Consider the following 13,609-nt stretch of genomic DNA (forward strand, 5'->3'; position numbering starts at 1 on the left):
TTCAGTCGATCGAGGCGCTGGGCTGCGCCGAGGTGGAAGGTAGGGCGCCGCCTTCGGTCAGGGGGCTGGCGCCGCCGGCGGCCGTGCCAGGCTCGCCGGTCTGGCCCATGCTGCGCTCGCCGTCGCCGGCGTTGCCTGTGCCGCTGCGCGCCGGATCCTGCGAGGCGGCCGCCCCCGCGCCCATCTCGATCAGCCAGGGGCTGATATCGCCCGTCGCCTGGATCCTGCGCGCGAAGCCCTGCCCACGCTCAAGCGGCAAAGAGGTGAAGAAGCCCACGAATGGGATGTATTCGTGGGTGACGCTCGGGACGTAATACGGCGCGGCCAGCGCGCCCTCGCCGATCATGACGTGGCTGCCCGCCCGGGCATTCTCATTGCCCGCGATGCGGCACTCGCCGGATTCGAGCAGCATGTTGTCCTTGTTCGTCTCGCTGAGGATGCGGCGGCGATCGTCCAGCCATTCCATGGTCTGCATCTCGCGCTGACTGGTGACGGCGGCGCTCTGTCCGCTCGTCATGACCTCGCTGGCCCCCATCTGCGTGCTGACGATCATGGGTCGCATGCCGAAGATCGCCGGGCTGTTGTTCGGATAGTCGGTCATGTAGACCGTCTGCTGCTGCGCGCCGGTGGCGGCCATGTAGCGGGCCGGCAGGTCCGAAACCAGCTCGAAGCGCGGCCCCTCAACCCAGAAGTAGTTCGCCACGTTCTCATCGCCGCGGCTCAGCTCCAAGCTCATGATGTCCATAGCCGGGATGCTCAGCCTGGTGGGCAGCGCCGGCGTCTCCGGATCCGTAGCCACCGCTTCCGTTGCGGTCAGGGGCGTGTCCTGAACCGAAAGCTCCGGGATCGCGATGGCGCCTGCCGGCGTCGGGATGGTCTCGGTGCCCGGGGTCTCGGTCAGCGGGGGCGTGGCGGGGGTAGCCGCAGGCGGGGCAGCTTCTGGCTGCACGGCGGCGGGTTGCTGGATCGGCCGGCCGCTCAGGTCGATCGCCGGATTGGGCCGGTAGACCACCACCACCTGGTCTTCACGGTCCTCGATGAACAGCTCGTTGAAGCCGACCGTCACGTCCAGGAACTGCGCCAGGATGCTGTAGATGGAGCCTTCGCTGTTCTGCGGCCCTGTCAGGCTGGTGACGCCACGGTCGGCGACGGCCTCCACCGCCAGGCTGCGCGGCATCGGCCAATCCTCTGGCAGCATGGTCGCCAGATGCGGGTTGATCACCTTCTCCACCACCTCGCGCACCAGCTCGTCGCCCCGCTTGCCGGTGGCGATGGCCAGGCCGAAGCGCTCGAACAGCGGGAAGGAGGAGATGAAGGCCTCGCCCATCACGTTGTGCGGGTGCCAGGAGACGCGCAGCATCTCCCAGATCTTCCCGTAGTCGTGCCCGGTGACGCTGACGGTGCGCATCGGCGCGCCGGTGTTCTGGTTCACGCTCTGACCGCGCGAGGGCCGCGATACGAAGCCGCGCATGACGATTGGCGGCCGGCGGCCGGTCAGGTGGTTCCGGGCCAGGCGGATCTCGATGCCGTCATTCGGCTCGATCAGGCCGTAGAGCGTTTCGAGCGCGCGCCAATTCTGATCCCGCTGCGCGGCGCTCGGTGCATCCTGGTTCCCCGCCAGGGCGCCAAAGGGGATATCGGCAAATTGAAGCGTGAAGCCGCCAGCCCCGCCACGAACGGATTTCCGGGTGCTGATGCTGCCCAGATCCGAAAAGTAGCTGCTGATGTCGATGGTGCGACCGGTCTGCTGGAAGCGGGTGCTGGCGGGGATGTTGCTGGACACGACTTCCCGGCGGGTCAGCTTGTGCAGCTTCACCTGGAACTGCGGCTGGAAGATCCGGGCGGCGCTCATCCGAAGCTGCCCGCCGGGCGCGGCTGGCCCCACGCCGTCTGCACGCGCAGGGGGTTGGCCAGCTCGCGGCCTCGCGGATCCTGAAGCACAAAGACACCCTCGAAATTGCCGCTGACTCGCTGCGGTGGCGCAGCGGGGCGGCCGGCATCCTCAACCGCGTTCGGCGGCGCGCCAGGTGGCAATGGTGTGCCGGCCGCTGCCTCTGGCGGGATGGGCGGGGTCGGAAGACGGTTGAAGCGGCTCGCCACGCCGCCCAGGCTCGTGGCGAACCGCGGGTCAGTGGCATAGCCGCCGGCCTGCAGCCTCCGGCCATAAACGGTGGCGGAGGAGCTTCCGATGGCGTTAGAGGCGCGCCGCTGCACCCAACTGACATAGGCGCGCATGAAGTCCTCTCGGGTCTCGAAATCACGAAAGCGCTGAGTGATGCGGTTGCCGGCTCCATCCCGGTCAGCTCCTGGCGTAGCAGGCTGGCTGGCGAGCGCCGTCATGTTCCCGAGGTTGTTGCGCCCGGCAAAGGCTCGCCCGTTGTTGGTTTCCAGGCTCCAATGCGCCAGGACGGTTTCGGCCGGCACACCAAGCTGGGCTGCCGCTTGTGCCGCCAGGGGGCCAAACTCCTCCCGGAACTGCGCGTCGCTCCGTTCACGGCGCGAGATATCGCCCTCTCCACCGGCGCCTCCACCGGCCGCAATGGCTTCGGCATTCCGACGCGCCTGGCTGACGCGCTCCGCCCCGCGAGCTTCAGCGCGGCCGTCGCGGATCACGCCCTGCCGGCGCGCGTCGTGGTCGGTGATGATCTGGCCGCGCCGCTCCTGAAGAGCCTCATAGCGCTGCTGCGCCTCCGCCGCGCGGCGCTGAAGATCCTCATCACCCGGATTGTTGTTGGCCAGACCCACCGCGCGGGCATGCGCTTCCGACGCGGTGCGGATCTCGCCATCAACCGCCGCAAGCTGGTCGCGCTGGCTCTCATCCACCTCGGCCAGTGCGCCAGCCAGCACCCGGCGCCGAACCTCGCCGGCAGTCAGTGCACGGCCGTCCCGCCCTGCCAGCACCAGCAGAGCGTCGCGCGCGGTGTTCATGGGACCGACAAAAGCCGTCGCCATGTCACGAATGGCCTTCTCGACATCCTGGACCGTGCGGCGGGTCCGGCCACCCTCGGTCTCCTCCTGCTGCCGGCCGGCAGCGATCTCGGCAAGAACCCGCCTGAGCTGCTGCACCGCCTCGCTGTCGCCGGACAGCGCCGCGGTGCGGGCTTCGGACAGGCGGCGGCTCTCCGCCGGGGTCAGCGCATCCCGCCCGGTGCGTCCTGCGAACTCGTCGGCGATGCTGTTCAGCTCGGGCATGCCGCCGCGCCCGATGCGCGCGAGGGACTGGATCCCGGTGGCGGAGAGCGTGCGGATGCCATCAGCACCCAACAGGCCCTCGATGGAGTTGAGCTCCGCCGGCTGCAGCCGCGACAAGGCATCGGCCTGGCGCATGTTCAGGCCGAACATGTTGGCCGTTGCGTTCAGCCGCAGGACCGGGTTGCTGTAGCGGCTGCGCAGGCCTTCCGTGACCATCTGGAAGACGGTGGTGTCGCTTCCAGCCGCGCGCCCCGGGATGCTCACGCCGGAAGCCCGCAGGGAATCGCCCAAGGCGGTGCCGGCACCAAAGGTGTTCCGGCCGGTGGCGAACATGCCCCCTTCCTGCAACATCGTGGCCATGAGCGGATCCAGCCCGAGGCGCCGCCCCACGGTGGACCACATGAAGCTCTGCCCCGCCTCGCCGGCCGCGCCGCCGCGCTCGATCGCGCTGTTGGCGCGCGACAGCAGGTTGGCCGCACCAGAAACGTCCAGGCCCGGCTGGCGCATGGCCAGCAGCCCAGCCAGCGCGCCGGTGTAGCCCTCCACATTCGCCCGCGAGAGGCTAGAACGGGTCTGCTGCTCCGAGAACCCCGCGATCTCGGCCAGGAACTCCTCCGCCTTGGCGAACACACCGCCGTGGGCGATGCCCTCCGCGATCATGAGGCCCAGGCGGCGGCCCTCCTCGGCGTTGCTGGTGATCCCCATGCCCCGCATGGAGGCGAAGGCAGCCACACCGGAAGAGGGATCGAAACCGAAGGAGCGCGCGAAGCCGCCGGCCTGCGTCACGTCATCGGCGATGCCGAGGCTGTTGCTGTTGCCGCGCCGGGCGAAGAGGCCGGCAAGCGCCTGCGTCTCCTCATAGGTGGTGGCCGTCTCGAAGCTGCTGGCGCGCAGGCGGTCGCGCAGGCGGTTGAAGCCGATGCCGCTGCCGGTACCGCCGAGCTGGTTCCGCAGCGTGTCGTAGACGATGCTCTCCTGCTGAGCCGCCCCGATCTCCTGGCGCACGGCGCCGATCAGGGAGGAGAGCGCGAAGGCGCCCATGGCGCCGGCTGCCCCCATCACGCCGGCACCGAAGCCCCCGGCGGCGCCCGCGCGCAGGCCGGTGGCGGCCACACCGCCGAGCGGGCCCGCAGCCTGCAGGCCCTGCCGAAAGACATCGCCAGCCGTCTGCCCTACCGAGGGAGGCTGTGGCCCGGCAGGCCGGCCAGATCCGGGCGGACGGTTCGGTGGCGGCGGCGGAACGGCCGGGGGCTTGGGCGGCGGCGCTGGCGGAGCGGGCGCGTCGATGAAGCCCAGGCCGGTGGCCATCTCGAAGACGCCACGCTGCGCGCGCTTCCGCGCATGGGCATTCGCGTATGCCTTGCCCCAATCCACATCGAGGAGGGGCGTGCCTTCCTGGCCAGAACCCTTCAGGTGGCGGGCGATCTCGGGCGCGAGCTGGCGGATGTTGCGCAGGGTGCGCTCCACCCGCTGCAGCATCTCCACGCTGGCCTTGTCGATCGGGTTGAACTGCACGCCATGGGTGCTGGCGATGCTCTTCCCCATGCCGTTGATCTTGCGCGTGAGCTCATCGACGCGCCGGCCGATATCGGGGTCAAGCTGGGCCCCGATCTTCACATTGACGGTCATGACGGCAGGTCTTCCCAATCCTCGGGAGGCGTGGCCGCTGCCGCGGCCCGCGCCGCCTCCGCGGCTTCACCCTCTTCCTCGGCCCGGCGGATCTCGGCCGCCAGGTCGAAATCGCCGTCCTCGAACTCCTCGCTGCCGGCTTTCCCGTCTGCGTATTGGTGCATCCAGAAGTCGGCCTCGATCATCTCGACGGTCGCGCTCAGAAAGCGCGGGTCATTCGGCGGCAGGCTGTACTTGCGGCGGAACCACGCTTCCAGCGTCTGCGACTGAGCCTTGCCCAAGCGCTTTGAATCGCCTTTGGCCTTCCGGGCGAAACACGTCCTCCCGTAGGCAAAACGCCCCATGCACGCGAAGCAGGTCTTTGATGCGGTCGTCCATGACCGCGTCCATCTCCTTCACCTCGGCCGGGGCCCAGCCCCCCGGCCAAGTGTTGGCCAGCACCGTATAGGTGGCCATCGCCGTCGCCAGGCTGTCGAGATAGGAACTCGGCTCGGCCAGACCGCCCACCATCTCGTCGTAGGCGGCCTGGATCTTGATCTCGTCGCCGATGGTGCGGCGACGGAACGTGAAGGCGCCGATGCCATCGACCTTGACCGGGAATACAGTGCTCTGGCTCATGCGCCGTACCCGGTCACGTTCAGCGCGTTAAACACGCCGGACTGCATCAGGATGGAGTGCTTGTTGATCTCAAGCCCACCGCTGGCATAGCTGCACCCGTGGTAGGTGCGCAGGATAGCGCCGGTCTCCTTGTCCGCGCTCACGATATCGAACACCAGGCCGCGCAGCATCGCGTCGCCATTCTCCGGGATGATGCCGAGCTCCAGCAGGCTGTTCTTGCGCAGCACCATCGCGGTCACGTTGAGGGAGTGCCGGGCCATGGTCGGCACGTATTCCTCGACGTGGATATCCCCGATGCCGCTGGCCGGCTCCGGCGAGTAGTCGTCCTGCATGCTGACGCTCTGCATCAGCCCGACCTGGACGCCATCCAGCAGCACCAGGATGTGGTTGCCGGAGCGGACCTTGTGATTGACGGTTGCCATGGACGCGCCTCCTTACGCCGCGACCGAGCCGGAATACGGCTGCGCGAAAATGACGATGGGGATGTAGTTGATCGGGATGACCGGGCTGGCCTGGACTTCCAGGCGCAGAACGTCGCCGCTGATGGAAATCTTCAGCCCCTTCCAGGCCGGGTTGTCGGCATCGCCAGCCAGCACGCCCAGGCCCTGCGGCTCCGCACGCGCCAGCTCATTCAGCACGGTGGTGGCGCGGGCCTTGGCTTCCGCCAGGCGCGCGGCGTTGCCGTTCTTGCCGATGATGGGCTGCATGGCTTCGCGAAGCGCGCGCGCGGCGTAGTCCAGGGCCGCACCCGTGCTCAGCTCGCGCCGGTTGTAGTTGGTGTTGGTCAGCCAGGTGCTGATCGACTGGACCACGAAGTAGCCGGTCGGGCGGTCTTCCAGCGGGATGACGCCGCCGCGCAGCAGCACATCGGTATCGGTCGGGTTCCGCAGCTTACGTTCCAGCCCGCGCACCGACAGCGCCTTGTTGGTCAGCGCGGTGCCCGGGTTCACGCCGGCGAAGCCGCCGCCCAGGATCGCCGCGGCGATGTAGGGGCTGAAGAGGGTCAGCTTGCCGGCGGTATTGTAGTCGTAGACCCCGAGATGCACGAGGCCCACGCGATCGCTGTTGATGGCCTTGGCGGCCGCGATGGCAGCGGCGTCCGTGGTGCTCAGTGCGGTGCCGACGATGGCGCGGCGCTCCTTCGCCATCACGTCGCTCATGAACTTCACATGGGCGGCTACCAGCGCGTGCACGGCGGCATCGCCCGAGACCGGGACCACCCACTGAGTGTCCTCGCTCTGCAGCATGGTCAGCGCCTCGGCCCAATCCGAGACTTGGGTGTTGCCGTTGCTGCCGCCGGCCAGGAAGGAGCTGGTAATGTTCGTCGGCACATTGCCGGCGCCGGCCACCTTGGTGGCGGTCATCAGCGGCTCGGCCGTGCCATTGATCCAGTCCACCACCGCCTGAAGGTCGGCGTAGAGCGGCAGGTCGGCGGTCTTCGCATCCACGCCCGTCAGGAAGTCGAGCGCGCCGGCGGTCGGATGCTCGCCGCTGCCATCGGCCACACTGGCCGTCCAGCCGCTGACCAGGCTGATGCGGTCCACCAGATCCGCGACGGTGGCGAAGGTGGCCAGGTCCAGCGTCGCCACCGTGGTGCCGGTGGGGGCCGAAAGCGTCAGCGTGGTGGAGTTGATGGTCACGGTCGCGGAGGCGGCGTTGCCCGAATAGCGGATGTTGGCCACCTGGCGGCCCACGTTGTCCGCCTCATAGGTCTCGCTGTCGAGCTTGGTGGTGATCTTCTTGCCGCGGGTGGTGGCGGCCGCGATAGCGATCTGCAGCCGGTTCGCCAGCGTGCCGTAGACGCTGGAAGCCAGGTTGATCACTGTGGCGTCGCCACTGTCCTTCAGCGCGAGGGTGGAGCCGGTGGCCGGCTGCACGCGCACGGCAATGATCTCGCTCGGGCCTGGCGTTTCGGTCATGCCGCCGAAGGCGCGGCTCACCGCGTCCAGCAGCTCGCCACCGCGCAACACGGCGGCCGCCTCGCTGGCGCTCCCGAAGCGGAGCGCCTTCTTCGGCTCGCCGGCATCGGCGCGGCCGAGAATGGTCAGAACGTTGCCCACGGCGGGGTTGGCATTGAACATGGCGCTGTCGTCCACCCGGCTTGCGACGGTCGGGGTGGTGATGAGGCGCCCATTGAAGAAAATCGGCATGCGTCTGCTCCTTTAGGCCGGCTGCGCGCCGAAGGCGGCGTAGGCCACACCCCACTCGGTGGCGGTGCGCGTGAAGATCCCGGCGGCGCGCTGCGTCGCCACGAAGGCGTTCAGCAGCTCGACGCGGCGGTCGGTTTTGCTGAGGGCCTGCGCCCACTGATCGAGGGTCAGAGGCTCCGTGGCCGGATCGGGCTGCGGAAGGGTGTCGGGCGTGGTCTTAGCCATTGGTGGACTCCAGGGCGGTGATGACGGTCTCGATGCCCACGCCCGCGGCGGTCGCATCCGAGGAAGCCAGGCAGTTGAAGCTGGCCGTGGCGAGGTAGAGCGCGGCCGCATTCGTCTCGGGCAGCAGCTCGGTGTGGCTGACGGAAAGGGTCGGGTTCTGCAGGCCCTGCTGCTCGAAGATGTCGAGATTGGTCACGACGATGTGGCTCAGCAGCCGGCCAAGGGCGTTGCGCTCGTCGGGATTGAGGCTGACGGCGATGATGTTGACGGTGACGCGCGTGAGGTTGCCTTCAGTCTCGTCGCTGCCGATGCCTTCCAGGGGCTCCGTTTCCAGAAGTCCGGACAGGCCGAACTCGCTGGGCTGCTGGCTGTCCAGGTGGATCGTCACCATGGGCAGCTCGGTCTTCCCGGGATCCACGAAGGGGGCGCACAACACCTGCACGCGCCCGCTCTTTGGCCGGATCTTCCCTGCATCAACAGCCTGGGCCAGGCCCTTGCTGAAGCGGTCGGACAGCACCGCCAGCACGTCCACGGAGGTATCGCGGGCGGTGTAGGAGGGGATGGCGACGGCGGAGGGTGCGCGCGGCAGGATCTCGGCGCCTGCGGCATCGCGATAGAACACCGCGTAGTAGACCTCTGTGCCGTTCAGCAGACCCTGGATGTCCGTGAAGCCTTCCTCGCGCCCCCACTCGGCCACCACCACCGCGCCCGTGTCGTCGGGGCCGGTGATGGTGTCGGTGGTGCGCCGAAGCACGCGCCAGCTTGCCGCGCCCGAGGGCGGGGCCAGGATGACACGCACGGCGTTGCCGGCGGGATGGGCTTGCAGCAGGGCGAACATTGCCCCGCCAGGGTGTCGTCACGACGCCCGGCGCGGGATTATCCGATCCTCAGCAGGGCCTGCACATCGGCCTCCACCGCCTTGCCGAAGGCCTTCTCCGCCAGCGGCTCGATCTGCTTGCCCACGGTCTCGGCGATATGCAGGCCTGGCCGCGCGGGAGCACGCCAGCCCTTGCTGCCCTCCATCATCACCCGGAAGTTGATGAACTGGCTGTGGCCGCCACCGCTCTTGCCTTCCGAGGCGGGCTTGTCGAAGCGATACATGCCAGCGAACCGCCGCACCGCCTCCTTGCCCAGGCCCATGCGCTCGATGTCGCCCTTGGTCAGCTTGCTGCCGTAGGAGTAGTTGCGCTTCGTGACATCCACGATCTCGCCGCGCCGTTCCCGGATGCCACCGCCCTCCTGGTTGCGGAACGCGATGGCGCCGGTCCCCGAGGCGCGCCAGCCTACCGAGGTGATGTGCGAATTGGTGCGATCCCCGCCCTTCCACCAGTCGTGGATAGCCTGCGGCATGCGGGCGCCGATGTTGCTGGTCGGGCCGTAGCTCCGAAAGGGGATGATGAGGTAGCGCTTACCCTGCTTGCTGATGCGGACCTTGAGCGAACGGCCCAGGATCTGCGTCATGTCGCGGGCCGGTGCGCCGTACTCGATCACCCTGGCATAGGGCAGCTCGGTATAGACCTCGCCCTCGAACTCGCCGAGCTGGCGGAGCATAATGGAACGGGCATAGGTGCCGGTCCTATTGGAGACGCTGCGGCCGTTTGGCAGCGGTGCGCCACTGGCGTAGGCCACCCACTGGCTGTGGGCATGTTCCGTCAGCGTCTTCACCGCGAAGGCTAGGTTGGGGAACGCGCCCTGCCCGCCCCCCTGCAGGGCGGCGCCCGTGGGGATCAGGTGGGCGATGTCGATGCTGATGCGGAAGTCGCCCATGGCTCCTCACTCCTTCTGCCCAGCGCCGAAGAGCTCGAAGCGGCGCCCGACCACGCGGCGCGGGAGATCCTTGCCGCCATGGTGTGCCCTGTCCTGCGGAAGGTTCTTGAAGATGAAGAAGGTCGGCCGCCGGCGGGCGCGAATGCTGTATTGCTGCCCCTCGGCCGGCCCCTGTCCATCTGGCCAGATCGGCGCCCCGCCGGCCTGCATCGACGCCAGGCCTGGCCGGGCCACGGTCTCGGGCCCATTGCCGGTCAGCACGAACACATCCTCGATCTTCACCAGGTAAGCGGGCAGCCGCTCATCCGGCGCACCGCGCGTGAGCGTGCCGTTCCAGGTCTCCTCGCTGTTGATCATGACCACCTGGTCGCTTTCGCCGGCGCCGTAGAGCGCGGAATCGGATGGCACCGACCACACCACGTCGCCGCTCTCCCACATGCCGAAGGAGGCCCATTCGCGTGCCGTCTTCAGGCCGGTCAGCCCGGTGTGCGCCTCGATATGCTTGGTCCAGAAGGTGCCCAGGCCATTGCAGTTGGGACAGAGGTGGTCCGCCGCGCCGCTGTATGGCGTGCGACAAGGGCACAGGAAGGCGCGCCGCCAGTGGCAGGCCTGGCCCATGTCGCCGAGAAGGCGGTTGAAGGCGGCCGGCTGAAGCTGCATCAGACGAACACCAGGCGCGGGCCCTGGATGGCGTCGCGCAGCTTGTCCAGCTTGGTCTCGATCGTATCGCGGTGCTTGTCCGCCTCGAAGCTGATGCTCTGGCTCAGGCCATCCGCCGACACGCTGCCGGACTGCGGCATCAGCATGTCATCCACGATGGAGAGCAACGCCATGCGCTTCACGATCTGGGCCAGGTCGGGATAGCGCCGGTTCACGTCCTCGATGCCGGCGCGGTAGGCCACCGCCAGCATGAAAGGCACGCGGTTGCCACCGCCGAGGATCGACATGATGAAGGTGTTGAGCGGTAGGCTGACCGTGCCGGTGCTCGGCACGATGTTCACCTTGTTGGTGGTGCCTTCCGGCCGGAGCCAGTTGGCCGGGATCTCGCTCAGATTGCTGCCAGGGTTCGGGTAGGCGAAGCGGACCCACCGGACCACGCTGATGGGTCGCTGGCGCAGTTCCAGCAGGCCCCAACGCGAGCCGTCGAACAGGGCTGGATCGTAATCATAGCCGGGCTCTCGCTCCACGCGCTCGCCGGCAGCGGCCAGGGCAGCGGCGTCGGCATCATAGACCGGATCCGCTGGCAGGACTTCGCGCGGCGCAAGCCACACCCGCAGATGGCGCTCCGCCTCGGCCTCGGCCGCGAGGATCTTGCCCCAGATCACGTCATCGGTGAGCTCGTCGCCACCGAGATGGGACTTCGCCAGCTTCACCAGCCGATCGCGCCGGATCCCTGCCACCGCGTCGGGTGGGAATGGGAAAAGCGCGCTGCCGGTGGTGGGAAGGCCGGCCGTGAACAGGAGCATGAAGGTGCGGCAGCGCACCTGGCCGCCGGGCAGCTCCACGGTGTTGGTGACGCCATACCAGCGCCCGGCCTCGCCGCCGGAGATCAGCGCTTCCGTCTCGTTGCCCGAACGCTCGGCCACGATCGCCAGGCCTTCGGGCTTGCACGTCCAGATGGAGGTGCTGGGCACGCTGTCCCAGCTGAAGGCGTAGCGGGCTGTCTCGCCTGGCAACTGCTCAGCCCAGGCGCCCCCGGCGGTTTCGCGGATCGTGCCCATGGCTCAGCTCAGGAGCGGCTGGCCAGGTCGGCGACGACAGCCGGCAGCGTCGCGTTCGCCGTGGTGGTGTAGTTGGTGTCGGTTACGCCGGCGTCGGTATCGAGCTTGGCGGTCAGGGCCAGCACGGTGGCGCGCAGCGCGTTGTTCGAGGCGATCAGATCGAGCACAGCCTGGCCGAGATCCGCATCACGCGCGGCGGGCCCAAGGCGGGCGAGATCTTTGCGGTGCTGGGCGTTCGTCTTCTTGGGCATGGGCGGGATCTCCGGAAGGAAGGGTCAGGAGCGCCCATGCTGGCGTCACGACGCGCCCCGCAGGGCGCGCCATGGTTGGCGTCAGGCGCCTTCGGGGTCATCGCCCTTCTGGTCGGCCTCGCCCTCGGCGCCGCCCTGCTGGCCCTGGTCGGTGCCCTCGCCGCCGTCCTGGCCGGATTGGCCACTTTGCTGCTGGCCGGCCGCCGCCTGCTCGGCCTGCTTACGGGCACGGGTGGCGGCAGCCTTCTGCGCAGCGGTCAGCGGTGGCTCGCCCCCCGGCGTCGCGCCACCAGTGGCTGGCGTCGTGGTGGCCGGCGGCTTGGCCGGCACTGCGATGGTCTGAAAGCCGTGGAGGGTGGCGAGCCGCGCCGCTGCCTCGTCGCTGATCTCGTCGCTGACGAGCTGGCCGCGATCCTCGTTGAAGCGGATGCCGTCGATTTCGCCGCCGGGAAGCGGCAGGGTGTAGATCACACGCGCCATGGTGTGGCCTTTCACTCGGTTGGGTGGGGAGAAGACGAAAAAGGCCGACGCTTTCGCGCCGGCCTCGGTCAGCGGGCCGGGCCCGCTGCGCTGGTCAGCCGAACGGCTTCCAGGTGGCGTTGTTCGGCAGGATGTTGTCGAACATCGCGTGGTGCTTCAGCTTCGAGATGCGAAGGTAGCCGAACAGCATCTGCGCCCACGGCAGCACCGGCTGGCTGGTCGGGAAGAGCTCAAACTTGAACATCGGCAGCAACTGGCGCCAGGTGATGGCGGTGTCGCCCGGCGTCAGGTTCAGCATATAGGCGCGCGTGGTGCCCGGGATGAACACGTTCCGGTCCACGAAGGTGGTGGTGGCACCGGCCTTCGCCACGCGCTTCAGCAGCCGGAAATCGGCCGGCGCGTTGGTCCCGCCCTTGCGGCTCCGGTAAACGGCGTAGCCCGTCTCCTGACCGCCGGCGGAAGCGGTGATGGTCAGCGTCACGGACTCGCCGGTCGCGATGGACTTCGCGGCGCTGACGACGCCGGTGCTCTGCCCCTTCGCATTCAGGCCGCACACCAGCCAGTAATAGGCACCGGCATGCGCGGCCTCAAAGCGGGACGCGGCATCGGCCGCCGCGTTGGCCACGGCCAGGGTGGGCTTCAGGCTGTCGTTCTTGGAGGCCGACGCGGCGTAGATCGCGCCGCGGGCCTCATAGGGCGCCAGCATCTTGTCGTTCGGGATGAACACGTCCTTGTTCACCTTCACGTCGCCATCGGACAGGGCGATGCCCTTCACCGGGGAGCCCAGCTTGATGGCTTCGGAGTTGCCGGTCAGGTTCACGCGGAAGGCCGGGTCCAGGTTGGCATCCATGTCGGCCTGCACGCCCTGCGACCAGAACACGTCCGTGGGCACGCCGAAGGAGCCATAGCTGGAAACCGCGGCGCCAGCCCGGGTGAACGGCTCCACGCTGTTCAGCGGACCACCGCGCATGTCGATGACATGATCGTTGTCCACCTGGCCGGAGGTGACGGCCGCCTTGAGCTGCGCGGCGATGCCGTCGAACTCGGTGGGGACCACGCTGGAATCGCCTTCGTAGGAGAGGAAATTCGCGTCGCTCAGCAGCTGCACGGCCCCGTTCGAGTGCTCGGTCGCCTTCGCATCCACGATGTTCTGGGTGATGTTGGCCACCAGGCTCACGCTGCGCCGGGTCATGAGGTACTTGACCATGCCGACGCGCCGGTCGTACTGGCCCGTCGCATCCTGGATGTCGCCGGTTTCGGTGTTGGTGCTGCCGCCCAGCACGCCGCCGGCTTCACTCTGCTCGGTCCATTCGTCCACCGTGCTGCCGATCTTGGGCTTCGGCAGGCGGTTGAACAGCACGAAATGCTTGGACTGCGCGATGGTCGCCTGCATCGTCGTGTCCAGGGACTGCACGCGCAGCGCGCCGCCGCCGGTCAGCGTCGCGGAATCGGTGCCGTAGCCCATCTCCAGCGCCTTCTGCAGGGCGCCCAGGGCGTTCTCGTTGACGGCGCCGGTGCTGCCGCCATCGAAGTCGATGTTCATCGGGTTCATGGTGTGTCGTGTTCCTCAGAGAGA

Annotated in this window: 14 protein-coding genes; all 14 read right to left on the bottom strand. The window is 68.4% G+C overall.

All coding sequences use genetic code 11. The annotated features are described in order from the left end of the window. Position 1: 1 nt before the first annotated feature. Complete coding sequence (locus EOD42_RS22425) at positions 2–1,852, bottom strand: hypothetical protein (protein WP_127789830.1); 1,851 nt, start codon at positions 1,850–1,852, stop codon at positions 2–4. Then, positions 1,849–4,821 (bottom strand): glucosaminidase domain-containing protein, encoded by a 2,973-nt coding sequence (locus EOD42_RS22430; RefSeq protein ID WP_127789831.1) that lies wholly within the window; start codon positions 4,819–4,821, stop codon positions 1,849–1,851. The genes EOD42_RS22425 and EOD42_RS22430 overlap by 4 nt, the downstream gene beginning before the upstream one ends. Then, positions 4,818–5,102 carry a hypothetical protein gene (locus EOD42_RS22435; protein WP_127789832.1) on the bottom strand — a complete coding sequence of 95 codons (285 nt, stop codon included), beginning with the start codon at positions 5,100–5,102 and terminating at the stop codon, positions 4,818–4,820. The genes EOD42_RS22430 and EOD42_RS22435 overlap by 4 nt, the downstream gene beginning before the upstream one ends. Then, a complete protein-coding gene (locus tag EOD42_RS22440; protein WP_127789833.1) occupies positions 5,035–5,439 on the bottom strand; it encodes a hypothetical protein in 405 nt (134 codons plus the stop codon). The genes EOD42_RS22435 and EOD42_RS22440 overlap by 68 nt, the downstream gene beginning before the upstream one ends. Next, the gene (locus EOD42_RS22445; protein ID WP_127789834.1) at positions 5,436–5,861 is read right to left on the bottom strand and encodes a hypothetical protein; all 426 of its coding nucleotides are present in this window, start codon (positions 5,859–5,861) and stop codon (positions 5,436–5,438) included. Before EOD42_RS22445 ends, EOD42_RS22440 begins: the two co-directional genes overlap by 4 nt. Before the next feature lie 12 nt (positions 5,862–5,873). Further along, the gene (locus EOD42_RS22450) at positions 5,874–7,589 is read right to left on the bottom strand and encodes a hypothetical protein (RefSeq protein WP_127789835.1); all 1,716 of its coding nucleotides are present in this window, start codon (positions 7,587–7,589) and stop codon (positions 5,874–5,876) included. A gap of 12 nt (positions 7,590–7,601) precedes the next feature. Beyond that, positions 7,602–7,814 carry a hypothetical protein gene (locus tag EOD42_RS22455; protein ID WP_127789836.1) on the bottom strand — a complete coding sequence of 71 codons (213 nt, stop codon included), beginning with the start codon at positions 7,812–7,814 and terminating at the stop codon, positions 7,602–7,604. Next, the gene (locus EOD42_RS22460; RefSeq protein ID WP_127789837.1) at positions 7,807–8,652 is read right to left on the bottom strand and encodes a hypothetical protein; all 846 of its coding nucleotides are present in this window, start codon (positions 8,650–8,652) and stop codon (positions 7,807–7,809) included. The genes EOD42_RS22455 and EOD42_RS22460 overlap by 8 nt, the downstream gene beginning before the upstream one ends. A gap of 38 nt (positions 8,653–8,690) precedes the next feature. Continuing rightward, entirely contained in the window at positions 8,691–9,581 is an 891-nt protein-coding gene (locus EOD42_RS22465) for a hypothetical protein (RefSeq protein WP_127789838.1), read from the bottom strand. Positions 9,582–9,587: 6 nt separating this feature from the next. After that, positions 9,588–10,241: a hypothetical protein gene (locus EOD42_RS22470; RefSeq protein ID WP_127789839.1), complete on the bottom strand. Its 654-nt coding sequence runs from the start codon at positions 10,239–10,241 to the stop codon at positions 9,588–9,590. Further along, positions 10,241–11,302 (bottom strand): phage fiber-tail adaptor protein, encoded by a 1,062-nt coding sequence (locus EOD42_RS22475; RefSeq protein ID WP_127789840.1) that lies wholly within the window; start codon positions 11,300–11,302, stop codon positions 10,241–10,243. The genes EOD42_RS22470 and EOD42_RS22475 overlap by 1 nt, the downstream gene beginning before the upstream one ends. Before the next feature lie 8 nt (positions 11,303–11,310). Next, positions 11,311–11,553 (bottom strand): hypothetical protein, encoded by a 243-nt coding sequence (locus EOD42_RS22480; protein ID WP_127789841.1) that lies wholly within the window; start codon positions 11,551–11,553, stop codon positions 11,311–11,313. Positions 11,554–11,634: 81 nt separating this feature from the next. Beyond that, on the bottom strand, positions 11,635–12,033 hold the full coding sequence (locus tag EOD42_RS22485; protein WP_127789842.1) for a hypothetical protein: 399 nt from the start codon (positions 12,031–12,033) through the stop codon (positions 11,635–11,637). Between the two features lie 94 nt (positions 12,034–12,127). After that, positions 12,128–13,585, bottom strand: a complete 1,458-nt coding sequence (locus EOD42_RS22490) for a hypothetical protein (protein ID WP_127789843.1) — start codon at positions 13,583–13,585, stop codon at positions 12,128–12,130. Between the last annotated feature and the right edge of the window lie 24 nt (positions 13,586–13,609).

It is taken from the genome of Rhodovarius crocodyli, from assembly GCF_004005855.1.
Classification (GTDB): Bacteria; Pseudomonadota; Alphaproteobacteria; order Acetobacterales; family Acetobacteraceae; genus Rhodovarius; species Rhodovarius crocodyli.